Source organism: Phocaeicola coprocola DSM 17136 (assembly GCF_000154845.1).
GTDB lineage: Bacteria > Bacteroidota > Bacteroidia > Bacteroidales > Bacteroidaceae > Phocaeicola > Phocaeicola coprocola.
Genome location: NZ_DS981432.1, coordinates 60635 through 86860, shown reverse-complemented (window position 1 = coordinate 86860; position 26226 = coordinate 60635). Strand labels below are relative to the sequence as shown.

Sequence of the window (26226 nt, the reverse complement as noted above, 5' to 3'; positions counted from 1 at the left end):
ACATTATTCTCCCCACACAATCAATTGAAAGCAGTCTGGATATTTCCATCACGCTGATCCTGGAGGGCTTTTTGATATTTAGCTTCTTTTTGAGCAACAGTAATAGGAACGATCTTCTGTCCATCCTGTAAAGTTTGAACACCTTCCACTACTACCTTATCTCCTTCCTTCAAACCGCCGGTTACGATATAATTCTTACCGTCGTTCAAGTTAGAAACCTGTATTTCCGTATGTTTCAGTGTACTGTCTGCCTGCAATACATAAACGAATTTCTTATCCTGAATTTCCTGTGTAGCTGTCTGAGGTATCAAAATAATATTATCCATTGCATAAGGGAATACAACATTTGCCATACCTCCACTACGTAAAATATTTTGCTTGTTCGGGAAAATAGCACGCATGCTAACAGAACCTGTAGTCTGATCGATAACTCCACTTACAGCATCAATTTTACCTTCTGCATCATACATAGTACCATCAGAAAGTTGCAGTTTTACTGCCGGCATTTTTTCCAGCTGTTCTTTCAATGTACCACCAGCTTTTGTCAAAGCCAACAACTGTTTTTCTGTCATAGAGAAATATACATACATATCACCAATCTGAGAAACAGTTGTCAATGGTTGAGCTACCGATGCACTAACCAAAGCACCTACACGGTACGGGAAAGTTCCGATAACACCATCAGACGGACTTGTAACTGTACAGAAGCCAAAATTTTGTTTTGCAGCAGCATAAGCAGCTTCAGCCTGCGCCAGATTAGCCTTAGCTGTCAGCAAATTATTTACAGCTGTCTGATATTCAAAATCGCTGATAATCTTCTGTTCATGCAGCATTTTCTTATTTGCTTCTGTTTCTGTAACAGTCTTTAAATTAGCTTTAGCAGATTCTACACCAGCCTTAGCCTGGTCGTAAGCAGCTTTATACTGAGTTGGGTCTATCTGAAATAGAGCCTGACCCTTACGAACTGTAGCTCCTTCATCTACGCATAATTTCACTATGAATCCTGACACCTGAGGACGAATTTCAATATCCTGCAAACCTTTGATTGTAGCCGGATACTGAGTGGTCTGGCTACTAGAAGTTACTGTAACCGATTGCACAGCAAACTCGTTGTCACCCATTTTCATGCCGCCTTGGCCCCCACCACAGGCAGTCAAAACCGATAACCCTAAAGCCATAAGGGAAATTCGGCTAGAAAAAAAACTTCTGTTTCTTTTTACACTCATATTCATATTATAAAAAAATTAATGTTTTTCTTACCCTCGTTTTATCGTTTTAATAGAAAACTTTTTCAACCCGATTAGTTTTTAACCGTGCAAATATAATGAAAAAATCACTCACAAAACCAACTGTTTAACTAACAATAACCATAAAACTAGGATAGTTATTACATATAGCCAAATTAAAACGACTAATTGACAAATATTATCGACAGAAACTTCTGCATATTATACAAATTACAGTTTTTTAAAAGAAAAAATCTTCCATTTGTTATTTTATTCCTACATTTGCGCTACACATTAATTGATAATTCATAAAACCAATAAAATTATGGTCAAAATAACAAAAGAAGCCGCTTTGCTCTATCACTCACAGGGCAAACCGGGTAAAATTGAGGTCGTTCCGACCAAACCTTATCAAACACAAAGAGACTTGTCATTAGCATATTCGCCGGGAGTTGCAGAACCATGTCTTGAAATCCAGAAAAGTCCTGAAACAGCATACGACTATACTGCTAAAGGTAATTTGGTTGCTGTCATTTCAAACGGAACAGCTGTTCTGGGATTGGGTGACATAGGTGCCATGAGCGGAAAACCTGTAATGGAAGGAAAAGGATTATTATTTAAAATATATGCCGGCATCGATGTATTCGACATAGAAGTAAACGAAAAGGATCCTGACAAATTTATCGAAGCTGTAAAAGCTATCGCTCCTACATTTGGAGGTATTAACCTGGAAGATATCAAAGCACCCGAATGCTTTAAGATAGAACAACGCCTGAAAGAAGAACTTGACATTCCTGTCATGCATGATGACCAGCACGGAACAGCAATCATCTCAAGTGCCGGTCTGATCAATGCTCTGGAAGTAGCAGGAAAGAAAATAGAAGATGTAAAAATCGTCGTAAACGGTGCTGGAGCTTCTGCTGTATCATGTACCAAGCTGTATGTATCGCTGGGTGCACGCCTGGAAAATATCGTCATGTTGGATAGTAAAGGGGTTATTTCCAAGCAGCGTACCGACCTGAACGAACAAAAGAAATATTTCGCTACCGATCGTACTGACGTACATACATTGGAAGAAGCGATCAAGGGAGCTGATGTTTTCCTCGGGCTGTCAAAAGGAAACGTGCTTACTCAAGATATGGTAAGAAGCATGGCAGACCATCCGATTGTTTTTGCTTTGGCAAACCCAACTCCAGAAATATCTTACGAAGATGCTATGGCATCACGCCCTGACGTACTGATGTCAACCGGACGTTCAGACTATCCTAACCAGATTAATAACGTTATCGGATTCCCGTATATATTCCGTGGAGCATTGGATACACGTGCTACTGCTATCAACGAAGAAATGAAACTGGCAGCAGTACGAGCTATCGCCGGCCTTGCTAAAAAGCCTGTACCCGATGTAGTAAATGAAGCATATCACGTCAACAACCTGACATTTGGTCCTGAATATTTTATACCGAAGCCAGTAGACCCACGACTGATAACAGAAGTTTCCATGGCTGTAGCTAAGGCTGCAATGGAATCGGGAGTCGCACGTAAGCAAATTACCGACTGGGAAGCATACAAGAATCACCTGCGTGAACTGATGGGCCAGGAAAACAAACTGACTCGCCAGTTATATGAAACAGCACGTCGCTGCCCGCAACGCGTTGTATTTGCCGAAGGAACTCACCCCAACATGCTGAAAGCTGCAGTAGAAGCCAAGGCCGAAGGTATCTGTAACCCAATCCTGTTAGGTAATGAAGAAAGAATAGCTAAGCTTGCCAAAGAACTCGACCTGAATCTGGATGGAATAGAAATCGTAAATCTCCGTCACGACCGTGAAGCAGAACGCCGCGAACGTTACGCACGCATACTGTGTGAAAAACGTGCCCGCGAAGGAGCAAACTTTGCCGAAGCAAACGACAAGATGTTCGAACGTAACTATTTCGGTATGATGATGGTGGAAACAGGAGAAGCCGATGCATTTGTTACAGGTCTGTACACCAAATATTCAAATACTATCAAAGTAGCCAAGGAAGTTATCGGTATACAGCCGGGATACAACCATTTCGGAACAATGCACATCCTGAATTCCAAGAAAGGAACATATTTCATCGCTGATACATTGATCAACCGTCATCCGGATACCGATACACTCATCGACATAGCAAAATTGTCAGTAAAGGCAGTACGTTTCTTCAATCAGGAACCGGTTATGGCCATGCTTTCATACTCTAACTTCGGTTCAGATACTGAAGGAAGTCCGGCAAAAGTACACGAAGCAATAAACTACATGCACAACGAATATCCGGAACTGGCTATCGACGGAGAAATGCAGGTAAAATTTGCCTTGAACAATGCATTGCGTGATGAAAAATATCCTTTCACACGCCTGAAAGGAAAAGAAGTCAATACGCTTGTATTCCCTAACTTAAGTTCGGCAAATGCAACTTATCAGCTTATACAAAATATGAGTGAGACAGAGGTTATCGGTCCGATTCAGATGGGATTGAACAAACCTATCCACTTTACCGATATAGAAAGTTCTGTACGTGATATCGTGAATATCACCGCTATTGCCTGCATCGATGCAATAGTAGATAAGAAAAAGAAACAATGTTAAACCCTTTATAAAAGGAAAAGCTGAAATCGGGAAAATGACGAATTAAAATTCACAGAAGAATTACTTCATTTTCTGATTTCAGCTTTTCCTTTTTTATCCATAAACAAAAGCTATGAGAAAACCACTAACAAAAACCCAAAGTGTCATACTTACCCTGTTTTGGGCAGCTCTTTGTTTTGTAGTCCTGACTTCTTCTCCACGTATTGACGGACCGCTTATCACAATGCTTCTCATTTCAGGAGCTTTGGTATTTATTCCTATCGCTAAATCTATGAAAGACAATAAATAATAAGCATTTACACATATTTAATTCACAAAATCAAATATTTTGATATTTTTTCTTTGATTTTATTTATCAAATGTTGCACAAATAAATTTTTATCTATATTTTTGTCATATCAAAAATTGATCAATTTAGAAAATCAAATAATCCAACAACTAAATAGATAATTTATGAATGCAGCTAAAGTATTGGAAGATCTGAAAAGAAGATTTCCTAATGAGCCTGAATATCACCAGGCAGTAGAAGAAGTGTTAGGCACTATCGAAGAAGAATACAACAAACACCCTGAATTCGACAAAGTAAATTTGATTGAACGCTTGTGCATTCCTGATAGAGTTTATCAGTTCCGTGTAACTTGGATGGATGATAAAGGCAATATCCAGACTAATATGGGTTATCGCGTTCAGCACAACAATGCAATCGGTCCGTACAAAGGCGGTATCCGTTTCCATAGTTCTGTAAACTTAGGTATCTTGAAATTCCTTGCTTTCGAGCAGACATTCAAAAACTCTCTGACAACACTTCCTATGGGTGGTGGTAAGGGTGGTTCTGACTTCTCTCCACGTGGTAAGTCAAATGCAGAAGTAATGCGTTTCTGCCAGGCGTTTATGTTGGAGTTATGGCGTCATATCGGTCCTGAAACAGACGTTCCAGCCGGAGATATCGGTGTTGGTGGTCGTGAAGTAGGTTTCATGTTCGGTATGTACAAAAAACTGGCTCACGAATTTACAGGTGTATTGACAGGCAAAGGTCGTGAATTTGGTGGCTCATTGATTCGTCCAGAAGCAACTGGTTACGGAAATATTTATTTCTTGCTGGAAATGCTTAAGACACGTAACATAGATATTAAAGGTAAAACTTGTCTTGTATCAGGTTCAGGTAACGTAGCTCAGTACACAGTAGAAAAACTGATCCAACTGGGAGCAAAAGTTGTTACAATGTCTGATTCAGACGGTTATATTTATGATCCGGACGGTATCGACCGTGAAAAGCTGGATTACATCATGGAACTGAAGAACTTGTACCGTGGCCGTATCCGCGAATACGCTGAAAAGTATGGCTGTAAATATGTAGCAGGTGCTCGTCCATGGAACGAAAAAGCAGATATCGCTCTTCCTTCTGCAACTCAGAATGAAATCAATGGCGATGATGCAAAAGCATTGGTTGCAAACGGTGTAATCGCTGTTTCGGAAGGAGCAAACATGCCTTCTACTCCAGAAGCTATCCGTGTATTCCAGGAAGCTAAAATTCTTTATGCTCCGGGTAAAGCTGCTAATGCTGGTGGTGTTTCTGTTTCTGGTTTGGAAATGACTCAGAATTCTATCAAACTGAGCTGGAGTCAGGAAGAAGTAGACGAAAAACTGAAGAGCATCATGAAGAACATTCACGAAGCTTGTGTACAGTATGGTACAGAACCAGACGGTTATATCAACTACGTGAAAGGTGCAAACGTTGCCGGCTTCATGAAAGTTGCCAAAGCTATGATGGCTCAGGGTATTGTATAAACAGATTATCCCTAACATAAAAACAGAAACGGGTGGAATGCAAATAACGTTCCACCCGTTTTTTATATCAGTAAATACTGTTCACAACAACAAAAAATCCTCCTTTATTCATGAAGAACAAGAAGGATTTTGTGAATGTTATCAATTCTTTACTCTTTCAAAGACAAAGAATGAGTATCCCAGTTGTAAACAACAGTATATATCGTATTTGTGTTTATGACTTCTCCTTCATCTTTTCCCCAATCACCATTTAATGTATTCGTTTCTGAATCAGAGTTTGTCAAAGTCAACTGATAACTGAAAGAAACACCTTCAGAATAGGGAAAATAAGCAATATCTCCATTGTCTAAAGCTACAGTTCTATCTCCAGCAGTCACTGTAAAATCATATTCCTGTAACCAATCCCCGATCACTTCCGACAGATTTAGGCTTACAGCAAATGTAATCGTAGGAACCTGAACTTTCAATCCTGTAGTTTCTCCCAGTTTTACGACAAAAGGAACTTCCGTATAATAAACAGGCTCGCCTTTCTCATCGTTAGTCCAGCCTTTTTCCACTCCATAATTCGGACTATACACTTTCAACATATAATCATCTGCAGCATCCAATTCGATTTTATTCTGCATTTCTTCAGTAGAAAGTGTGCGAAGCTTCTCACCCCCCTTCCACAATTCAACAGTCCAGATTATATCATCAGTTGAACGCGAAGCGACTTCTGCCACAGTTTGCGATTGGACTTCTATACCAGAAACAGACATATAACCTGCCCCAGATAAAACTTCTTTTTGCTGACAACCAATCAGCAAAAAGATTCCACACAATATATAAAGTATATTTCGTTTCATGACTTCATCTTTTATTTATCAAATGCCAAGGAAATATCATCTATCTTCAAAATACTTCCCATATGCACAGTCCAATCGCCAATCACTGGATAAGTTATAGTTGTTCCTAAATCAAAATCACTCTGAGAAAGTGAAGTTTTATTCGAGGCCAAAAACTGCACACATATAGAAGTTGCTTTCCCAAAAGGTTCAGTATAATTAAAATCAACTGTGGCGTGTCCATATTCACCATCTTCTTCCGAAGAGGCAGCAGGTTCATACGTTCCAGTTGCAATTTCCCGATCTCCATTCTTTAAAGACACAACAACCTTGAAAGCATCAGAATTATAGGGCTTATATTTATACCAAAAAGACATCGAAGTTGGACGAGAACCAAAATCATGCCCTTGTATAATACCAGAGTCATAAGTTCCAATAAACAAGCTACCTACCATAGCACCACCGACATAAGTACCCGCAGTATTGGCATAGCCATCACCACATCCCGAAAGATACATCAACGCAGCTTTTGTGCCTCCATGAGCATCTTCTGTATAACTGACACAGGATGCAAAGCAACCTTCATACCAAATACCCAAAGCATACGTTCCTCCTTGAGCTTTATCGTTGTTTGTTGCCCACCAAGACGAGCTGGCATTACCTTCTGCATAAGGATGGAAAGTGTAATAAGTTTTATCCTTAAAAGGCCATGTACCCGATTTTTTCTTTTCCTCAATATACCATTCTTCCATATCCGAATTCGGTAACTGTTGCGGAGTTTCCAGCATTACATCCACTGGTTCTGTTTCGATACCCTCACGATAAACAGCACGTATCTGATATTGCTTATCCACAGGATAGTCGTCAAACTGTACCAAGCGATCACAGTCTATCCATTGCTCGTCGCCTTTCTTACGATATTGATATTGAATTTTCTGCGAAATCGTTTCGATATCTCCAGTCTTTATATCACAGCTGTCCACACTAAATTCCTTACACCAGAAGTTTCCCGGATTAGTTACGATAGAGAACTCCGGCTTATTACACTTAAGTGTATAAACCCGATTAACTGTTGAATCTTCACTAGCCCAGCGGTTATTGGCCTTCACATCCACTTCTATTGTTGACGTAACAGTTGCTCCCTTATTCGTCATCAGCTGTGGTAATAAAGAAGTAAAATCCAAAACAGCCTCCGTTGCTCCAACTTCCGGTAAGGAAATACCTAATGCATTTTCAATCGCAGACTTATCTTCAGCACTAGACAACAAATATTCTTTTCCTTGTTCCAATCCAGCAAACTTAGTATCTGCCGAATTAAATTTCAACTTCAACTCCTGCAAGGCAGATGAAAGTTTCAAACGAATAGTTGCCGATTTTTTTTCTGTTTCAGCGAACGAGAGCTCGTTATTCAGAAAACCATCCGATTCCAATTTCGGCTTAGGCATAAACTCTGAAGGTATCGTTTCAGCAATAGAAACCGTTTCTGTTTCAAGTTTCTCAATAGAAATACCTACTCCCGATGAAATTTCTGAATCACCCAGACCTAATGTAACCTTTACATGAGTCTTTACTGCAATATTTGCAAACTGCTCCTGATCCGGAATATCATATACGACCTCTTTTCCCGTACCAGATAAACGGCCATGGAAAACCAGCTTCACTGACGAACCTGCACGAAAATAAGCACTCTTTCCTGAATCAGCATCCAGATCGACAGACTCACTGCCTACAGATACTGTTACGAAATAGGATTCATACATCTTGTTCAGACTCTCTCTGTTATAAATGACAGACAACAGAGAATTGGCTACAGAGCAAGATATAGAAGCTGAAGTCATTTCTCCTTTTATCACTTCCTGTGCATTCAAACTTCCTACATAATAGGGAGCATCCAATGCAATCACTGGATTATCACCATACGTAGCAGTCAAATCGTACAGACCTTCCTGTAATAAAACATATTCCTTACAAGTTCCCTTATAGGCAGATTTATCGGTACCACTATATAGAATCTTCAACTGAAACATTTCTGTCAGCGGATCTTCCAACTCAGAAGGAGCTTTACGTGAATATGCTTTATTATCCTCATCAGTCAAGGTAACAAGCAATCCCGTTTTGCCAGATAAATCAGTTTCCTCATTCTCCTGACACCCTCCCAGTAGCATACATAGCAGCAGCGAGCACAAGCCTCCTATCCACTTCATATATTCAATAACTAATTTATTCATAACCTAATTCAAATTCATCTACCCACAACGTACTGCCGTCGCCAACCTGTCCGATTACTTTCTTTCCATTCTCATCAAAATCACCGCCATACTTACTGGAAGTAGCAACAATCGCGATTTTCGCAGGTTTCGATTCAGTATTACTATACTTAATATCAAACTCAAATTTCGTATATTCAGTAACAGTCTCTGTACCAATAAACTCACCATAAGCTATTTCCTGTCCGGCATCATCCCATAATCTTAAATAAATATGGCATTGATCTGTTTTCAGATTTCCGGGAACAGTACCAGCGTATGTAACAGGCATTGATTTATATTTATAATACCCACTCAGTTTTGTAGGACGGGCTCCAGAATAAGCACGTCCAAACGACGGACTCGACTCAGGTTTTCCTACATTCGTTTTATAAGTCCCGATAAACAAATTACCGGCAGCAGCACCGACCAATAAAATATCTCCGTACGTATACATTTTGGCAGCCTTTCCTTTATAAGCATCACTACCAGTAACAGGTACGGTACTCGACTCCTTATAAATAGTCACTCCCTCATTACCTGTAGCCCAATAAGCCTGCGGATCATCCAGATTATCGGCAACAGGGTTCGGATACCATGTTTTTCCATCCTGTGTCCAAGTTTCGAAATTCATGTTGGGAAGAGTCACAATCGTTTCCGTCTGGAAAGAATATACATCGCCTTCACTACCTCCGGCCAGTGCCCGTACTTCATAATCCGTACCACTCTGCAACCCCGTAAGTTCAGCAGAATAAGAAGTGCTTCCTGTTTCAGTAATAGCCGAATTATCCAATTTCGTCCATTCCTCATTACCTTTCACACGATATTCCACAGAAATATCAGTTCCAGCACGAAAACTTCCACTGATATAAGCCTTAGTAGCCCATGCATTTACTTTTTCTACAGAAGCGGCTACCGATGATTTCTGTACATCCACCGTCCAGTCGCATATATATCTGCCATTACGGTAAGCCTTAAACACACGTGGACGAGTAAAATCCGTTACTGTTGCCGGATCTGGATCTAATACTGTTTTTGAGCCCTCCAGATTTAATTTTTTAATCTTGATATTCCGGTAATCAGCATCTTCCGTGACATAGATAATAGCAACATGATTATATAAGTCCAATGAAGGAGCAGTACCCGACTGATTCTCCACCTCAATCACACGTTCAATTTCTTGCTTTACTGTAATCTTCCACCAGTACTCCTGATAAGTTTTCAATAAGACCCCTACCGGATTTGTAAAATCGACAGCAGTATTTGCATTGCCAGGAAGCTCATTTAACGAAGCAAAACTAAAATTCGGAAAACCGTTAGGCTTAATACAAGCAGCTGTATCCGGATAAATCAGTGCTTCCGAATTTGCAACCAACCTGGTAATCGGCAAACTATCGATAAAAGCATCTTCACCTATAGTAAGTTCAATAGTACGAGCCTGATTATTGAACACGGCTTCTCCCTGCATTCCGTCTACCTGAATTTCCTGAATAACCCCCTCGATATAAGGATAAGGAATGTCATTCTCTATACACGAAGACATGTTCAGTAACAAGAGTGATATAAAGCTAAACTTTAAAGCTTTTATAATCATAATTTGTCAATTTAAAAATAAGTACAAACACCGATATTGATGGAAAATATATTAATCTTAAAATCAGCGGAACTCTGACGGTATGACCCATGTTCAACCTGATTGGTAGTCTGTTCAATCCACTTGAAGTCCAGACCAACGACATTAATCGACACCTCGACTGCCATATTGTTCGTAACGAAAGCCGTCAAGCCCGGCGCCGCACCAATCTGTAAACGATGAGAGGTCTGATAGGTACCCGTAGCTTTCTCATCCGACCCGGACAACGTTTTTCCCTGACCATATCCATACGTCAGACGAAGCTCATTGAAAAAGCCAAAAACTTTACTGTTTCCCAGCCCCATATATGTGCGTAAAAATCCGGCAGCAGTATATTCATGCTCCAGATATTTATAATCGCTGATATCGAATGTCAGGTCATCTCCCAAATCCAGATTAATACTACCTATATCCGCATAGGTACGGTTATAATTCAAACGCACACCGGCAGCCATATTATCACGGAAAAAATATCCGGCATATGGACTTACCTTAAAGGTATACCCTTCACCGTTTACATCATCCAATATCAGAAGCTTATAATTATCACCGGTCAATTCTGTATAAGAGAATGTGACACCTCCCATCCACGATCCTTTCGGAACAAATAAGGAGGGCTTTATATTACGATCATAACCTTTTCGTGCGTAGACCGAAGTTACGCACAAAAAGGTTAATAATAAAATGAAATATTTCTTCATGCAAACATTAATAGTATGACAATTCAAAATCATCTACCCAAAGGGTACTGCCGGCTCCAACCTGACCAACTACTTTCTTACCACTAAAATTACCACCATAACGACTGGAAGTAGCAACGATTGTTAACTTAGCAGGACGTTTCTGAGTATTACTATAATTAATAGTAACTTCAAACGGAGTATATGTACCAACAGATTCAGAACTCACGAACTCACCAAAACCTATTTCTGTCCCACTTGCATCCCATAAGCGAATATAAATATTACATTCATCAGTTGTAAGTGTACCTGGTTGAGAACCATAATTGATTGCACAAGAAGTATATTTATAATAACCTGAAAGTTTTACAGGACGAGCCCCTGCATAATCACGACCAAAATTTACACTCGTTGATGGATTCGTCATATTGGTTTTGTAAGTTCCAATAAACAAATTACCAGCAGCAGCTCCAACCAGCATTACACCATCAACAGTAGTCATCTTAGCAGCTTTTCCGCTATGCGCTTCACTCCCCTCAACAGGAACAGTTGTAGCATCCTTGATAAGAGTCACTCCAGAATTACCGGTAGCCCAATAACTATCTGAAGCATCAGCATTGGCATACCAGTTCTTTCCTTTCTGTCTCCAAGTATCAAAGTTCAGATTCGGAATTTCCACATACGATTCTGTAGTAAACGTACAAGTTTCGCCTGTTTTATCTCCACATACAATATAATATTCGTACTCCGTACCGAAATCTAGCGGGGCAACCTTTGCTGAATAGTTCTTGGTGCCTTCTTCCTGAACAGCTTCAATTGTAGTCCATTCAGCATCGGCTTTCTTCTTGTAACGGAACTGTACCGGAGAAGTAATTTCCGCTAAATTACAAGAACCCGACAAATAAGCAAACTGTCCCCAAACCTTAGAAGCATCGTTCTTAATATCGCTGGTTACCATATCAGCACTTTCCTGCTTGGTAGGTACTTTTACTGTTACGTCGTACTGATGAATAGTCTGGTCTACCGAGATATCGAATCCGGCATTACCTTCCGTAATATCCAGGTTTACTTTATAGTGATAAGCAGCTTCCGCTTTCGAAGTGATTTCCTGAGAGAAAGACTTTCCATTACCGAAATCAACTTTTACAGTCAAAGGCTGACCAGCTTTTACATAAGCAGCACGTGCTTCATCTTCTACAAATGGAATGCTCAGCGCATCAGCACCTTCTATATAACATGTATAACCAGCAAAAGTAGATTTAAAAGTTTCCGAACAATTTACAGAAACCATTGTCTGAGCCAGCTTACAAGTAATGTTTACATTCTTTGCCTTATTGGCTTCGATTACTACATCTTTTTGTCCTGCATAATAAGGCTGAGCATCAAAGCCCTGAGTTTCCATATTCTTGTCGGCTGAATATGCCTTGATGGTATATGTAGCAACAGGCAATATCACATCATCTAAGTTTCTCCAATCGTCGGCATGCTGTACTACAGCATTCGACTCATCTAATATATCGACAGCTATTGCTTCCGATTCAGTTATGTCAGCACGAGTTTCTACACCCTTATTAACATCAATGGAAGACAGCTGGAGATAGCCATATCCTTTGGCTTCATCTATTTCTGACTGGCAGGAAGAAATCAGTCCTACACCCAGAAATAATCCTATCATTATATTTGTTAATTTCATAAACTCTTACTCTCCTTTCTTTGGATTTACAATAACTGTAATATCTCCGTCTTTAGTGCTAACACCATCCGAAACAGCTAAGTTAAATACACTCTCTCCAGATTGAACAACACTTGGAACAAGTACTAATAATTTTCCCAGTCTAAACGTAAAATCTTTACAAGTTCCCATATGCAACTGATTATATTCATCTTCTGTAATAAGTCCCAACATAATCAGTGTAGGTTTAATATCATCAGTTAGATTACAAATATCGAATGTTTCCAGTAAGCCTACCTCGCCTAACATAGCTGCAATCTCACCTGAAATAGTAACATTCAGATTTTTAATATCATTAGGAGCTAAGATGTGAACATCCTGCAAACCTGCAATAGTATCATTTCCATGGGTACAAGTATAAGTAGCAGGCAATCCTTCGAATGTGATAGAAGCTTCCGGTTCTTCACCACCACCTTCACCCGGAGTATCCGGACCTTCATAAATAATATTATCTACAGGGATTTTAATTGTTTCACCCACTTCAGTGAATGTCAGGTCAACTGTAATACCGATAGAAATATAAGAATCTGTAGAACCGTCTTCTGTCAGTTGAATATTAAAAGAATCTCCACCAGCCAAATAAGATTCGCTACCCTCTGCATCAGAAGGCTTCTGAATAGTTGCTTTCAATTCAATAAAATTACCTTCTACAGAAGTTGCCTTGATAGAAGCATTCAGGCTGTTCTGGCGTTCAGGAACCTGAAAATAATATTTCTTACCAAGAGAACTCTTATCGAATATTTGGGTGGCACCATCTCTATTATCAACTATTACTGAATAATCATCTTTAAAAGCTTCTTCAAACGAGCTTGTCAAACCTATTGATACTTCAACACATGCCAACTTACAAGTCAGATCAACATTTGTAGCAATACCCTTCTTTACAGAGAAAGTCTGTTCCCCTTTAAAATAAGGACGCTCGGATACTGTTACATTTTCACCTTCGTAATTGTAAGCAGTTACAGCATAGCTTCCTTCACCCAAAGGAAGAACTACCTTACCGTTTTCGTTCTTCAATTCACTGACTTTACCTCTGGCTGCTTCTTCCTGAGTTTCAGTATTCGTAACAACCAGTGTATAATTGTCTACATTTACATCTTCTTCATTAAAACTTCCGGTAGTAGTTCCGCCGTCTACAGTTTCTCCGGCACGACTTATTGTTACTCCGTTATAAATAGATGCCAGGTCAAGCTCCAGTGTACCGGCATTTTCTCCGGCTCCTCCTTTACCCAAAAGTTCGTCACGCATTTCGCAAGATGACAAACTTACAATAAGGCCTAAAAGCCATATTAAACTCTTATATTTTTTCATTTTATTCGTATTTTATCTTAATTTGGAATGTAATCACCCGGGATATTAACAGTAACATCTTCATCTGTTACCCCATCATCAACAGTAATAGTCAAGCCCAGCTTACCTCCTGGAATATCTGTTTGATTCGGCTTGATAGTCAAAGTATAAGAATAGCAAGGTTTCAAATCGATTACCTTAGAAGTATCGAAACCATCAACAGATACAGGTTCACCATTTTTATCGATTAAAGAGAAGGACAAAGTAGCATTTGTACCTTCATCACCGGTTTTCAGATAAAGCTGTTGACCTTCATTCGACTTGTTCATAGTCCAAGCCTCATCCATATAGTCGGTCTTTACAGTAACGGTACAATCCTGGAAGTAATCTTCGAATGCATCGTTATCACCATTTCCTTTATAAACCAAAGTAATTCTGGCATTGGCAGGTTTACAAAGAATAGAAACAGTTTTTTTATCACCTTGAGATACCGTAAATGTCTGCCTACCCTTTACGTACAGTTTGTCGTAACCAGCAGCAACATCCTCTCCATAATAAGCGGTCAGTGTATAAGAAACACCAAAATCAACTTTCTGTTCTACATCCAAATCTCCATAAAGCTGATCTGTATAAACAGGCTCTTCTCCTTTATATAGAGACACGGCTCTTTCATTTAAAACAACCTCTATAATCCTTGTTATTCTCCGAAAAACCATTATTTTTGCGCACAGCGATGCAGGAAGCACCGCTTCCGGTGTTTCTTTTTATCGTTCATATAAAATTATTTTTGTAGGCGGAAATCAAATGCGACAGAGGTCGTTTTTTGATTTCCGCCTTAATTTTCGCTATGCGAAAATAAGATTTATTTTGCTGATATGCAACATTTTGCATGTCTAATATATAAAAAAGAAACATGCATTCTGCCGTCGTGGCAGCATAATGAAACATCTGAAAGAATTTGTGAAATCAGTGCCGGATTACCGCAGGACAGACAAGGGAAACTACAAATACAAGCTGGAAGATATTCTTCTCCTTGTAATACTCGGACGGCTGGGCAAGTGTATGACAAGACCGGATATAATCAGATTCGGCGAGCGTAATCTGAAACGCTTCCGCTCTTTAGGAATTTTGTTGGACGGTGTGCCTTCTGAACCTACGCTCTGCCGTATATTCAAACATATTGATGATGAAGCCATGTCTGAGCGGATGTCTGAATTTACCTCCACCTTCCATGATGAGCTTGTCGGTTGTGCCGGAGACATCCTCTGTATTGACGGCAAGGCAATGAGAGGGACGGTACTTGAAAACGGACGCACCCCCGACATCGTATCCGCCTATTCCCTTGAAGGAGGTTTCACCCTTGCCACGGACATGTGTGAAGAAAAAAGCAACGAGATAACTTCCGTACCCAAACTGTTGGACAAGGTGGATGTGTCAGGATGCATAGTTACGGCAGACGCCATGTCCTTCCAGAAAGCCATCATAGATAAAATCCGGGAAAAAGGCGGTGATTTCCTTATCGAGCTGAAGGCAAACCAGAGAACTCTGCGATATGGGGTTGAGGACAATGTCGAACTTGCAGAGCCTGTGGATGTATATTCGGAAGGCCCTTTTCTTGAACATGGCAGAATAGAGACCAGAGTATGCCGTATCTTTCGTGGAAATGACCTGATTACGGACAGGAAAAAGTGGAATGGAAATCTGACGGTTGTCGAAATACGGACTGCAACGGAGAGAAAATCTGATGGTCAGAAATCTTCCGAGAGGAGGTTCTATGTCTCCAGTTTTCACGGAAGTGCCAGGCGGCTGAGTACAATAGCCAGAATGCATTGGGCAATAGAAAGCATGCACTGGGACCTTGACCGCAACCTGAGGCAGGACTTCATCAGGCGGAATAGTGCAAGGTCCGCCAGAAACCTTGACACGATACAGAGGATAGTACTGGCAATACTTTCTATATGGAAAGGTAAAAGGAAAAAGCTCTCCGACAAGGCTAAGGGAACGGCCGAACTTATTAGAGAACTTTCTTTGGACTTTACCGCAATGATACATATGCTGGATCAAAAATGAGATAATTTGTAATTTCAGAGGATTCGTAACGTTTTGGGTATCAATCATAACAAAATCCCTACTTCCCATAAGAAGTGGGTGGGGGAATTATGTGCCTTTATCTAAGCTTAAATGAAAGAGCCGTGATATAGAGATACCTTATAATTGTTTACGTTACGGTAAGCGCTCTCATCTACAGCGCGACTATAAGACAGATTGGTCGACAAATCAACCATGATACTGCCTTGCCCTGAAACACTCTCCTTTCCTTCTTCACCCGAGCAACTGCCTAAAAAAGCCAGTAACATTACGGAAGAAAGAACTTTTAAATAGTTTTTCATTTTCATTCAATTAGTAATTTTATTTTTTCGGGGCACAAAGTAATAGAATTTTCAGCTTATCGAAAAGGTCTGTTTTTTTTATTTTTGTTCTATTTTTTATCTTTCCGCACTTATACCATATCATAAAGTATCGAAAGTCATACATTTTACCAATATTGTTTTAGTCTATTTTTCATAAATACAGTATAAAAATTAAGATGGAATTAGCTTCCATCCTGCTTTTTTTGTTGTATATTTGCCACGTCAACGATAATTAAAAAGAAACATGAATTTAAAAAACATTTTAATCGGAATCACCTTATCCTTATCCACAATATCCTGCATTCAGGATGAAGCATTAAATGTAGAAGCGGCAATAGACGGATGCAGCGGAGCAAATATCCAATTAATAAACATCAATGAAATAAGCAGAGAAATCGAGATCTTCGTTTTCGAAGGCTCTAATATAGCAGCTCAGGAATTGAATTTCACTCTCCCTGACGGGGCTACCATCAGTCCAGACCAATCTCAAAGCAAGGACAATCCACCTTACTACGATTTCAGCACTGAAAAAGAGCGTACCTTCACTGTCACATCCGAAGATGGAAGTAACAAGGCAACTTATACAGTTAATCTATACACAATAGAGCTGCCTTTAAAACATTCATTCGAAAACTTAAGAGAAATCAATCCATATCATATATTATACCTGACTGATGTGAATGGTATCATGCAATGGGCAAGTGGTAATCAGGGATATAATTTATGCGGCATGGCAACCAATGCCATACAATATCCGACATCACAGGCTGACGGAGGAGTAGAAGGCAAATGTGTAAAACTAGTTACTCAGTCAACAGGAACCTTCGGTATGAATACCAATCCTAAAATGCCGATTGCAGCCGGAAATCTCTTTATCGGCTCTTTCAACATGACTTATGCTATCATTGCTCCACGACAAGCAACTCAGTTCGGCTTCCCCTTCACACGGAAACCTCTGAAAATGTCGGGATACTACAAATATAAACCGGGAGCAACATTGACAGACCAGAACGGAAATGTCATTTCAGGAAAAACCGATACCGGTGATATCTATGCCGTGCTTTATGAAGCACCCAACAGTGACTTCTCGCTGGATGGTGACTTATTTACAGAAGGCAACGAGAAGGCAAAGAACATTGTTTCAATGGCACGTATAGACAAAACAGAAGCAACCGACCAGTGGGCCAGATTTGATCTGGACTTCAAGCTCCAAAATGGTAAAACCATTAATGAAGATAATCTGAAAGCTGGTAAATATAAACTTGCTATTGTCTTCTCTTCCAGCATTCAGGGAGCCTATTTCGAAGGGGCTATAGGAAGTGAGCTTTGCATTGACGAAGTAGAAATAACTTGTGAATAATACAATTCAATCATCTAGATATTCGAAACAGGAATATGAAAAAATATATATTTATATTAGCTGCGGCACTTACCGCAGGAGCAAATTTGTTACATGCACAGTCTACCGAACATAAAGGTTTGCTATGGTCATCCCTACATGGACTGGATTACGAATTCAAGGCAGGAGTAAATATCGGAGGAACTTCACCGCTTCCTCTTCCAAAAGAGATCAGAAGTTTGGACAGTTACTCACCAGGACTTGCCATAACAATTGAAGGAAACGCAACAAAATGGGTTGATGCTGCCCAGAAATGGGGAATAAGTCTTGGAATAAGACTTGACAGCAAAGACATGACCACACGTGCTACAGTAAAAAATTACGGAATGGCTATCTTCAACGAGGTAGGCGGAAAAGTAGAAGGACTCTGGACCGGAGGTGTCAAAACCAAAGTCAAGATGTCGTATATCACTATTCCATTGTTGGCAAACTATAAAATCAATAACCGCTGGAAAGTTGTAGCCGGCCCTTATTTCTCATACATGATGGATGGAGATTTTTCAGGAGAAGTTTATGAAGGACATTTGCGCACTCCCGATGCTACGGGAAGCCGCATTGATTTTGAAGGTGACAACTCAGCTGCATATGACTTTTCTGATGAATTACGTCGTTTCCAATGGGGTATTCAGGCTGGAGGAAGCTGGAAAGCTTACAAACACCTCACTGTACACGCCGATTTGACATGGGGACTCAATGACATATTCAAGAAAGACTTCAATACTATTTCTTTTGCCATGTACCCCATTTATCTGAATTTCGGATTTGGCTACGAGTTTTAACCTCGCATAATGGAAATGCATATTTTTCAAGCCTCTCATCAAATTTTCAGCTATTGAAGAAAACGTGAGGGCAAAGCAAAGATCAGGCTCTTTCCAAAAGAGTTTATTACATTAAGAATCAACCACTTTACTTACTATAAAAAAGGCTCTGTCATTCTCCCAAATACGATTGATAGAGCCTTTCTAGTTTATATCAGATATCTATATTTTAGGAATCACTGCATACTAAAAAAAACATGAGCATAAATTCAAGAAAACTTGCCCAAGAATTGGATAAAACATCAGCATGTTTTTTTATAATTTGTACAAATAAAAAGAGGTGGTAAAGTAATAATACTTCACCACCTCTTCTCTTCTTGTTAAATATCTAGAAATTACTTATTTATGATTGTTACATCATCAATCAGCAATTTACTGCCTACTGCAGCATTGTAACTAGCTCCATCAGCACTTGCTGAAAAAATAACAGCGAACTTGTACAATTTTGAAGAATCGTAATCTTTTACGTATTCCAAATTCAATTCAAATGGTGCATAAGATTCTACAGCTTTATCATTTGTAAATACAGCTTTAGCTACAATTTTATCAGAAGTGTAAATATTACCACCATTCAAAGTTTCATCTTCACTAGAAACTTCATAAAGCACTGCACTTAAAGAGCATTTATCAGTAACACCAGCCTGCAATTCACCATTTGCATTATAAAATTCAGCACCCGGAGTATATTTATAAAAGCCTGTTACTTTAAGCGGTTGTTTGTCATACATAACACCAAAGCTTGTAGTAGCCATAGGATCTCCTCCTAATGCACCAAAAGCATTAAATGTTCCTAAAAATGCTGTAGCTGCTGTTACCTTAGGAACAGGAGTACCGAAAATGTTTCCGCCTTTAGTATCTACAGATTCCAGCAGAAGAGCCTTTTCACCTGCATGTACATCGTCGGTAGAAGGACGTACTGGATATTCTCCTTCATAAGTAATACCACCCAACGCTCCCATTTTTTTAATTAACAGGACAGCATCGTTACAGCAAGCCCATCCATTCAATATAGGACAATCCTGTTCTTCAGGATACATAGTACTACCATAACTCCAGCTTTCAAAATCATAGAAAGAAGCATTACCAGAAATAGAAGCTACATATTCTACTGTTGTTCCATTTTCAGCAGTAACTGTATAAGTTACAGTCTTGCCATTTGAGAAATCCTGTGCTACACCACTTGCAGGAGTAACTGTCGCTTTTTCAGAAACTTCAATAGTCGGAACTAAAGCCGTAAGATATTCAGCTTTTGCAGTATCAGCAACCATGAAAGTAATAGTCTTAGATTCTTCGTTGATAACCACATCACCAACAACCAATGAATCTACAGCTGCAACTTCTTTGTCGAAAACAAAAGAAAGGATCTTAGCTTCACCGCTTTCTGTACCAGAAAGTTTAGTACCAGAATAAGCTACTTTTACAGTATAAGGTACTGGAGATCCCATCAGTTTGACATCATCTATATCCAAATCGAGTGTAAGAGTTTTATCTTCAAAAACTCCATTTGCTTTGATTCCAGCAGACAGCAGCCCTGTTACGTCCATCGAAGAAGTTGCTGTAAAAGTATATTTACCATTTCCAGCATCAGTCAACTGGCAACCACTTACTTCAATATCACCTAGTTGCATTCCACTGAAAGAAAAGTTGCTGATTTTTAAATCTACAGTATTTTCTCCAGCATTAGTCACAGAAACAAGCTGAGCAGGAACATTACCAGCAGGAACATCTCCAGTTTCCATTTTCAACGTAACATTCAATGCTCCTTTATAGTCACCTGCTACATCAACATTGCCAGGGACAGTTACTGTTGGTTCATCATCGTCACTACAAGAAGTGAACAAGCTCACTGTACACAATACAGCAAACAAGTAAAAAAACAAATTCTTTTTCATTTGATACCTTAAAATTTTATTTTTATTAATCGGTGCAAAGTAATAACCTTTCAGACGAACTGACAAGGTCTAATTTTATTATTTTTGTTCTATTTTTTAATATGAGATTAAAAGTGAATATATAACGTACTAATTTATAAACTATATTAGGTTATTTAACTAATCAGTGAATAGTCTATATTTCAAAAAACATATAACTTTGCAGAAAGTTTTAAACGATGGAAAAAGAATTACCCAAGATAGATTTACCGGAAGAATGGATTGTAGGGACAGGTATCAGTAAAGAGCTACTAAGCTTATACACCAATTTCCCATGCCGAATAAAATCGGAAATTTTTGTTCTGTGTATGAGCGGTGAAGTAGAAGCATCGGTTAACCTGAACCGAATAACTGTACGTGCCAACGATTTTGTAACAATCATGCCCGGAACAATTCTTCAGATACATAGTGTAAAAGGAGAAATGGAGCTATACTTCGGAGGGTTTTCATCGAAATATGTAGAACAGGCTAACTTAAACCGTTCTACAATGAACACTTTATACATCACTTTAGGACGCCCGCTCATTACCCTCCGTCAGGAAGGTGCTGCACTGCTGAAAGATTATCTCTGTTTTTTGATAAAGCTGTATGAATTCTTTAACGAGAATACCCGAAAGTTCATAACTCCACACCTCTATAATAATATACATATAGGTATAGCAGCCATGTACAGCAACCGGGCAAATGAAAACAAAAGTAATTTGTCGAAGAGCGAAATATTATGCAAAAACTTCACTCAGCTGGTCATGCAGAATTACAATAAAACACGTAATGTAGCATGGTATGCCGAAAAGTTAGGAATAACTCAAACACACCTCTGCACTACGGTAAAACAGGCAACGGGAAATACCTGCATGGAAATTATTTCGCGCATGGTTATCATGGATGCAAAGTCGCAACTAAAATCAACAAATCTTTCGATTCAGGAGATCTCAGACTCGCTCAACTTTGCTAACATGTCTTTTTTCGGAAAATATTTTAAAAGATATGTGGGGATGAGCCCGCTGGATTACCGGAATAACGGATAAAAAAGCTATAAAAAGAAAGGTGGAGCAATTATACTGAAGTTGCCCCACCTGTCTTATATTTATCCGATCAGTCAAAACTAACCACTCCTATTTTCTTCTTACCATTCATCTTGACAGCAAGCGGCTTATCGAAATGTACCCAGCGTAAATACTTGGTTTCTTCCACAGCCGGCATACTGTTCAGCAATTCCTGATTATACAGTCCGTCGTTCATATAAGCATTTATCGTAAAATAACCGACACCGAAGGATGTCAGATTCTGGAAGAAATGGGTTCCCTGACTCGGATCGACACGATAATTGGTGAGTCCAGCCTCTACAATGACACGCGCAGCCGATATATTAGGCCATTTTACCGGAATACCCAGCCATGTATCACTGCTTCCCCAGCGTCCCGGACCAATAAGAATATAATGCTTTCCTTCATCCAGGAAACGTTTGTTAAGTTTCTCTATATCATAGGCAATCAGCTGATTATTGGAAGCGGAATATCCTTCGGTCTTTACATATATTACGTCTTGAATATCGTCCATAATACCTTGTCCGAGAGAATTTACACTCTTCAGCAGGAGCTGGTCTTCGGGGATAGCATCCAAATCTTCATTCAAATCGGCTTTCATATCTACCATCGGACGTATCTGTAACAAATAGAATACTCCTTTCTTCTCTGCTGCATTCAGATTTACGGCAAACTCAATCTCTACGGGACGACGCATTTCTCCCTGTCCATATTTTTGAACCAATTGAAGAATACGTGCCAATGGAAAGACATCGTGCTGAAGAATATTGGCAAAAGTTATCACTTTACGTCCACCCGGATAGATTCCGTCGCGTATTACCATATCATACGGATCGTATGTTGAAGCTATATAATTCAAAGAGCCATCGTTTTCGGCTTCCTTCACAGGAAGCTTTAACAGGTTAAAACCATCATCGAGTGAAAAATTTTGCCCCATATTTTTCAAATCGAGGGCATAAAAACGCGTCTGAGTTTCACGCAAAGCCATTTCCATCTCACTTGTCTGGAGCACTTTATCGGGATGGTAAGGACAAACTCTCAACGTAAGTCCTCCATCGACAATATATTTTCCTAATCCCAAAGCAAGACTTACAGTTCCCTCTTCTGCCAGTTCATCGTTAATCGGATAATAATTGATAGAACGTGCTACTCCTGAAATAGAAGGATAAAAACGGTCACCGTATTGGGTACCTACCACTTCCTGTAAAATAACAGCCATCTTTTCCTGATCGATAACGTTGCTGGTAGCTTGCATATATGACTTACTGTCTTTGTAGTAAACCGATGCATAAACACCTTTTATCGCATCACTCAGCATGCGCAGCATCTCATATTTATCTGTAAGGTAAGGAATCATATAAGTAGAATAGATTCCAGCAAATGGCTGATAATGAGAATCCTCTAGCAAGCTGGACGAACGGATAGCAATAGGTGACTTCACAACATCGAAGAAGGCGAAAAAGTCTTCAACCAGTTTGTCGGGCAACTTGGCTCTTAAAAAAGCACGTAATATGGTTTCATCATCAGCATCACTCAGTGCCACCTGATACAGCTGGTTCATATCCATGAATTCATCGAATATATCTGTACAAAGTACCACCGTCTTAGGAATCACAACTGAGGCATTTTCAAACTCTTCGAATTCGGCATGCCTCTTTACCATATTATCAATAAAGGCAAGTCCTCGTCCCTTTCCTCCCAGCGAACCGTCACCGATACGGGCAAAGTTAGAATAACGGTCAAAACGGTCACGCTGGAAAACGGCTACAACTCCCTGATTTTTCATTTTGCGGTACTTCACAATCGCCTCGAATATAATCTGGCGATGAGCATCGATGTCTTGCAAAGACTCCCAGGTTATTTGTTTCAAGAACTCTGCAACGGGGAATATGGCACGCGAATATAACCAACGCGATATATGATTACGACTGATGTGATAAAGGAATGATTCGGCCGGTATAGAGAAAATGGCATTTTGAAGTTCCTTCAAATTATGCACACGTACCACTTCCTCCATCGTATTCGGATTGCGGAAAATGAAATCACCAAAACCAAAATTTTCGGAAACAGCTTCGCGCAGGTCGATATTCATTTTCTTCGAGTTCTTATCGATAAACTGAGCACCGCAACTAAGGGCAAACTCTTTGTTGCTGACTTCTGCCGATTGAAGAATCAATGGAATAAATGGATCACGACTTCTAACTTCGGTAAGAAAACGAATACCTGCATGCGGATCAATTTTACCCTCACGCGGATAACGGGCATCCGATATGATACCCAACGTATTATTCTGGTATTTATTGTATAAGTCCATCGCCTCTTCGTAAGAGCGGGCCAGTACTATTTTAGGACGCCCGCGCATACGCAACGTACGCTGGTGCTCATTCAATGCTTCGGTGGCAAACTCCTGACTTTGGCGAAGCACGAACTTATACAGATTAGGTAGTACAGACGAATAAAAACGGATGGAATCTTCTACAAGTAATATCATCTGTACACCCACCTCTTTTATATCGTGTTCCAGATTCATCTTGTCTTCTATCAACTTTATGATAGATACCAGCAAATCTGTATTTCCCAACCAACAGAACACGTACTCGAAAATACTCAGGTCTTCATGCTCCATTCGTTCTTTAATACCATGAGAGAAAGGTGTCAGAACAACTAATGGTATATGAGGATATTTTTCCTTTATCTGACGAGCAATGTCGAACGTATCACTATTGTCCGATCCGGGCATACAGATAACCAGGTCGAACATTGTATTTCCCAGTTGCCTCCATGCATCTTCCTCAGTAGACACTTGTGTAAAGCGAGGGGGATAACGAAGACTGAGATTCATGTATTCGATAAATATCTTTTCATCAATGCGACCGTCATCCTCGAGCATGAAAGCATCATACGGATTTGCCACAAGAAGTACATTAAAGATGCGTTTAGTCATTAAACTGACAAACTGGGTATCTTTAAAATAAAGTTGGTTTAATTTTAACTTACTGAGCATAGCTTCAAGATTTAAGCTTTATTTGTTTAACAAATAACGTGATTTCTATTGATTTGTGCAACTTAGCAGCAGATAAAAATTACTTTCAGACACATGTAGCACCTTTCAGGCTTTAACTTTTTATCACTTTTCACCCGCAAAAACATTCTGAAATATTTTGATGTTCTACATAAAAACCTATCTTTGCAGTAACAAACAATTTCATTTTGTCAGACCTTAAATTAAAAATGTCATGAACATTAACCAGATTATGTCATCTCTGGAAGCTAAGCATCCGGGTGAATCAGAGTACTTGCAGGCGGTTAGAGAAGTTCTACTTTCTATTGAAGATATTTACAATCAACATCCCGAATTTGAAAAAGCATCACTGATAGAGCGTTTGGTTGAACCAGACCGTATCATAACATTCCGTGTACCTTGGGTGGACGACAAAGGCAAAGTACAAGTAAATTTAGGTTATCGTGTACAGTTTAATAATGCCATCGGCCCGTATAAAGGTGGTATCCGTTTCCATGCATCTGTAAATCTTTCTATCCTGAAATTCTTAGGTTTCGAACAGACATTTAAGAACGCATTGACAACTCTTCCGATGGGTGGTGGTAAAGGTGGTTCTGATTTCTCACCACGTGGCAAGAGTGATGCTGAAGTTATGCGCTTCTGCCAGGCATTCATGCTTGAATTATGGCGTCATGTAGGTCCAGACATGGATGTTCCTGCCGGTGATATCGGTGTAGGCGGCCGTGAAGTTGGATATATGTTCGGTATGTACAAAAAGTTAACACATGAATTTACAGGTACATTCACTGGTAAAGGTTTGGAATTCGGCGGTTCATTAATCCGCCCAGAAGCTACTGGATTTGGTGGTTTGTACTTTGTAAAACACATGCTCGATAAGAAAGGTATAGATATAAAAGGAAAGACTGTGGCTATTTCCGGTTTTGGAAACGTCGCATGGGGAGCAGCAACCAAAGCTACTCAATTAGGCGCTAAGGTAGTTACTATCTCTGGTCCGGACGGATACATTTATGATCCAGATGGTATCAGCGGAGAAAAGATTGACTATATGCTTGAACTGCGTGCTTCTGGCAACGATATCGTAGCACCGTATGCCGACAAGTTCCCTGGCTCTACTTTCGTAGAAGGACGTCGTCCATGGGAAGTAAAAGTAGATATTGCTCTGCCTTGTGCAACCCAAAACGAATTGAACGGAGAAGATGCCATGAACTTAATAAATAATTCCGTACTTTGCGTTGGAGAAATTTCTAATATGGGATGTACTCCAGAAGCTATCGATGCATTCATCGAACATAAGCTAATGTATGCTCCGGGTAAAGCTGTAAATGCAGGTGGTGTTGCAACTTCAGGACTGGAAATGAGCCAGAATGCAATGCATCTGAGCTGGACTGCTCAAGAAGTGGACGAAAAATTGCACCAAATTATGCATAACATCCATGAACAATGTGTAAAATACGGAACTGAACCTGACGGATATATCAATTACGTAAAAGGTGCCAACATTGCAGGATTTATGAAAGTAGCACATGCTATGATGGCTCAAGGTATTGTCTAAAGAACTAAAAAACAAAA

General features: G+C 39.7%; 19 protein-coding genes. 8 read left to right on the top strand and 11 right to left on the bottom strand.

All coding sequences use genetic code 11. The features are described from left to right. Positions 1-20 precede the first annotated feature (20 nt). On the bottom strand, positions 21-1178 hold the full coding sequence (locus tag BACCOP_RS01375; RefSeq protein ID WP_007565375.1) for an efflux RND transporter periplasmic adaptor subunit: 1158 nt from the start codon (positions 1176-1178) through the stop codon (positions 21-23). Positions 1179-1551: 373 nt separating this feature from the next. On the opposite strand from BACCOP_RS01375, the gene BACCOP_RS01370 reads away from it, so the two are divergent. From BACCOP_RS01370 to BACCOP_RS01365, 3 genes are all read left to right on the top strand, one after another. Further along, a complete protein-coding gene (locus BACCOP_RS01370; protein ID WP_007565373.1) occupies positions 1552-3837 on the top strand; it encodes an NADP-dependent malic enzyme in 2286 nt (761 codons plus the stop codon). Positions 3838-3949: 112 nt separating this feature from the next. Next, positions 3950-4126, top strand: a complete 177-nt coding sequence (locus BACCOP_RS20580; RefSeq protein ID WP_007565371.1) for a hypothetical protein — start codon at positions 3950-3952, stop codon at positions 4124-4126. 164 nt (positions 4127-4290) lie between these two features. Then, positions 4291-5625 (top strand): NADP-specific glutamate dehydrogenase, encoded by a 1335-nt coding sequence (locus tag BACCOP_RS01365; protein ID WP_007565369.1) that lies wholly within the window; start codon positions 4291-4293, stop codon positions 5623-5625. A gap of 149 nt (positions 5626-5774) precedes the next feature. Here the strand turns inward: BACCOP_RS01365 and BACCOP_RS19175 are convergent, their stop codons facing one another. Genes BACCOP_RS19175 through BACCOP_RS01330 form a run of 7 tightly spaced genes read right to left on the bottom strand, consistent with a single transcriptional unit; the run spans position 5775 to position 14692 of the window. Next, positions 5775-6470, bottom strand: coding sequence for a DUF4493 domain-containing protein (locus tag BACCOP_RS19175; protein ID WP_007565367.1), 696 nt, complete (start codon positions 6468-6470; stop codon positions 5775-5777). Positions 6471-6481: 11 nt separating this feature from the next. Next, positions 6482-8677 carry a DUF4493 domain-containing protein gene (locus BACCOP_RS01355; protein ID WP_007565365.1) on the bottom strand — a complete coding sequence of 732 codons (2196 nt, stop codon included), beginning with the start codon at positions 8675-8677 and terminating at the stop codon, positions 6482-6484. Next, positions 8670-10289 carry a PCMD domain-containing protein gene (locus BACCOP_RS01350; RefSeq protein WP_007565363.1) on the bottom strand — a complete coding sequence of 540 codons (1620 nt, stop codon included), beginning with the start codon at positions 10287-10289 and terminating at the stop codon, positions 8670-8672. The genes BACCOP_RS01355 and BACCOP_RS01350 overlap by 8 nt, the downstream gene beginning before the upstream one ends. Before the next feature lie 11 nt (positions 10290-10300). Further along, complete coding sequence (locus BACCOP_RS01345) at positions 10301-11029, bottom strand: hypothetical protein (RefSeq protein WP_040311703.1); 729 nt, start codon at positions 11027-11029, stop codon at positions 10301-10303. A 7-nt stretch (positions 11030-11036) separates the two neighbouring features. Continuing rightward, positions 11037-12683, bottom strand: a complete 1647-nt coding sequence (locus tag BACCOP_RS01340; RefSeq protein ID WP_148315655.1) for a DUF4493 domain-containing protein — start codon at positions 12681-12683, stop codon at positions 11037-11039. A 24-nt stretch (positions 12684-12707) separates the two neighbouring features. Then, a complete protein-coding gene (locus tag BACCOP_RS01335) occupies positions 12708-14051 on the bottom strand; it encodes a DUF4493 domain-containing protein (RefSeq protein ID WP_007565357.1) in 1344 nt (447 codons plus the stop codon). Between the two features lie 17 nt (positions 14052-14068). Further along, entirely contained in the window at positions 14069-14692 is a 624-nt protein-coding gene (locus tag BACCOP_RS01330; protein ID WP_185150264.1) for a DUF4493 domain-containing protein, read from the bottom strand. 277 nt (positions 14693-14969) lie between these two features. On the opposite strand from BACCOP_RS01330, the gene BACCOP_RS01325 reads away from it, so the two are divergent. Then, positions 14970-16100 (top strand): ISAs1 family transposase, encoded by a 1131-nt coding sequence (locus BACCOP_RS01325; RefSeq protein ID WP_007565353.1) that lies wholly within the window; start codon positions 14970-14972, stop codon positions 16098-16100. Between the two features lie 107 nt (positions 16101-16207). On the opposite strand, the gene BACCOP_RS01320 is transcribed toward BACCOP_RS01325, so the two are convergent. Further along, a complete protein-coding gene (locus tag BACCOP_RS01320) occupies positions 16208-16420 on the bottom strand; it encodes a hypothetical protein (protein WP_148315654.1) in 213 nt (70 codons plus the stop codon). Positions 16421-16685: 265 nt separating this feature from the next. On the opposite strand from BACCOP_RS01320, the gene BACCOP_RS01315 reads away from it, so the two are divergent. Beyond that, a complete protein-coding gene (locus BACCOP_RS01315; RefSeq protein WP_007565349.1) occupies positions 16686-17801 on the top strand; it encodes a PCMD domain-containing protein in 1116 nt (371 codons plus the stop codon). Between the two features lie 35 nt (positions 17802-17836). After that, entirely contained in the window at positions 17837-18619 is a 783-nt protein-coding gene (locus BACCOP_RS01310; RefSeq protein ID WP_007565347.1) for a porin family protein, read from the top strand. A gap of 374 nt (positions 18620-18993) precedes the next feature. On the opposite strand, the gene BACCOP_RS01305 is transcribed toward BACCOP_RS01310, so the two are convergent. Then, complete coding sequence (locus BACCOP_RS01305) at positions 18994-20550, bottom strand: PCMD domain-containing protein (protein ID WP_007565345.1); 1557 nt, start codon at positions 20548-20550, stop codon at positions 18994-18996. A 218-nt stretch (positions 20551-20768) separates the two neighbouring features. On the opposite strand from BACCOP_RS01305, the gene BACCOP_RS01300 reads away from it, so the two are divergent. Next, on the top strand, positions 20769-21617 hold the full coding sequence (locus BACCOP_RS01300) for a helix-turn-helix domain-containing protein (protein WP_007565344.1): 849 nt from the start codon (positions 20769-20771) through the stop codon (positions 21615-21617). 67 nt (positions 21618-21684) lie between these two features. On the opposite strand, the gene BACCOP_RS01295 is transcribed toward BACCOP_RS01300, so the two are convergent. Next, positions 21685-24639 carry a PEP/pyruvate-binding domain-containing protein gene (locus tag BACCOP_RS01295; RefSeq protein ID WP_007565342.1) on the bottom strand — a complete coding sequence of 985 codons (2955 nt, stop codon included), beginning with the start codon at positions 24637-24639 and terminating at the stop codon, positions 21685-21687. A 232-nt stretch (positions 24640-24871) separates the two neighbouring features. On the opposite strand from BACCOP_RS01295, the gene gdhA reads away from it, so the two are divergent. Further along, positions 24872-26209 carry an NADP-specific glutamate dehydrogenase gene (gene gdhA / locus BACCOP_RS01290; protein WP_007565341.1) on the top strand — a complete coding sequence of 446 codons (1338 nt, stop codon included), beginning with the start codon at positions 24872-24874 and terminating at the stop codon, positions 26207-26209. Positions 26210-26226 lie beyond the last annotated feature (17 nt).

Excerpts from the sequence above, each read along its gene's own strand:
- BACCOP_RS01295 (WP_007565342.1), bottom strand. The coding sequence starts at position 24,639 with ATGCTCAGTAAGTTAAAATTAAACCAACTTTATTTTAAAGATACCCAG.
- BACCOP_RS01310 (WP_007565347.1), top strand. The coding sequence starts at position 17,837 with ATGAAAAAATATATATTTATATTAGCTGCGGCACTTACCGCAGGAGCA.
- BACCOP_RS01365 (WP_007565369.1), top strand. The coding sequence starts at position 4,291 with ATGAATGCAGCTAAAGTATTGGAAGATCTGAAAAGAAGATTTCCTAAT.
- BACCOP_RS01325 (WP_007565353.1), top strand. The coding sequence starts at position 14,970 with ATGAAACATCTGAAAGAATTTGTGAAATCAGTGCCGGATTACCGCAGG.
- BACCOP_RS01300 (WP_007565344.1), top strand. The coding sequence starts at position 20,769 with ATGGAAAAAGAATTACCCAAGATAGATTTACCGGAAGAATGGATTGTA.
- BACCOP_RS01370 (WP_007565373.1), top strand. The coding sequence starts at position 1,552 with ATGGTCAAAATAACAAAAGAAGCCGCTTTGCTCTATCACTCACAGGGC.
- BACCOP_RS01305 (WP_007565345.1), bottom strand. The coding sequence starts at position 20,550 with ATGAAAAAGAATTTGTTTTTTTACTTGTTTGCTGTATTGTGTACAGTG.
- BACCOP_RS20580 (WP_007565371.1), top strand. The coding sequence starts at position 3,950 with ATGAGAAAACCACTAACAAAAACCCAAAGTGTCATACTTACCCTGTTT.
- BACCOP_RS01315 (WP_007565349.1), top strand. The coding sequence starts at position 16,686 with ATGAATTTAAAAAACATTTTAATCGGAATCACCTTATCCTTATCCACA.
- BACCOP_RS19175 (WP_007565367.1), bottom strand. The coding sequence starts at position 6,470 with ATGAAACGAAATATACTTTATATATTGTGTGGAATCTTTTTGCTGATT.
- BACCOP_RS01355 (WP_007565365.1), bottom strand. The coding sequence starts at position 8,677 with ATGAATAAATTAGTTATTGAATATATGAAGTGGATAGGAGGCTTGTGC.
- gdhA (WP_007565341.1), top strand. The coding sequence starts at position 24,872 with ATGAACATTAACCAGATTATGTCATCTCTGGAAGCTAAGCATCCGGGT.
- BACCOP_RS01335 (WP_007565357.1), bottom strand. The coding sequence starts at position 14,051 with ATGAAAAAATATAAGAGTTTAATATGGCTTTTAGGCCTTATTGTAAGT.
- BACCOP_RS01320 (WP_148315654.1), bottom strand. The coding sequence starts at position 16,420 with ATGAAAAACTATTTAAAAGTTCTTTCTTCCGTAATGTTACTGGCTTTT.
- BACCOP_RS01345 (WP_040311703.1), bottom strand. The coding sequence starts at position 11,029 with ATGAAGAAATATTTCATTTTATTATTAACCTTTTTGTGCGTAACTTCG.
- BACCOP_RS01375 (WP_007565375.1), bottom strand. The coding sequence starts at position 1,178 with ATGGCTTTAGGGTTATCGGTTTTGACTGCCTGTGGTGGGGGCCAAGGC.
- BACCOP_RS01350 (WP_007565363.1), bottom strand. The coding sequence starts at position 10,289 with ATGATTATAAAAGCTTTAAAGTTTAGCTTTATATCACTCTTGTTACTG.
- BACCOP_RS01340 (WP_148315655.1), bottom strand. The coding sequence starts at position 12,683 with ATGATAGGATTATTTCTGGGTGTAGGACTGATTTCTTCCTGCCAGTCA.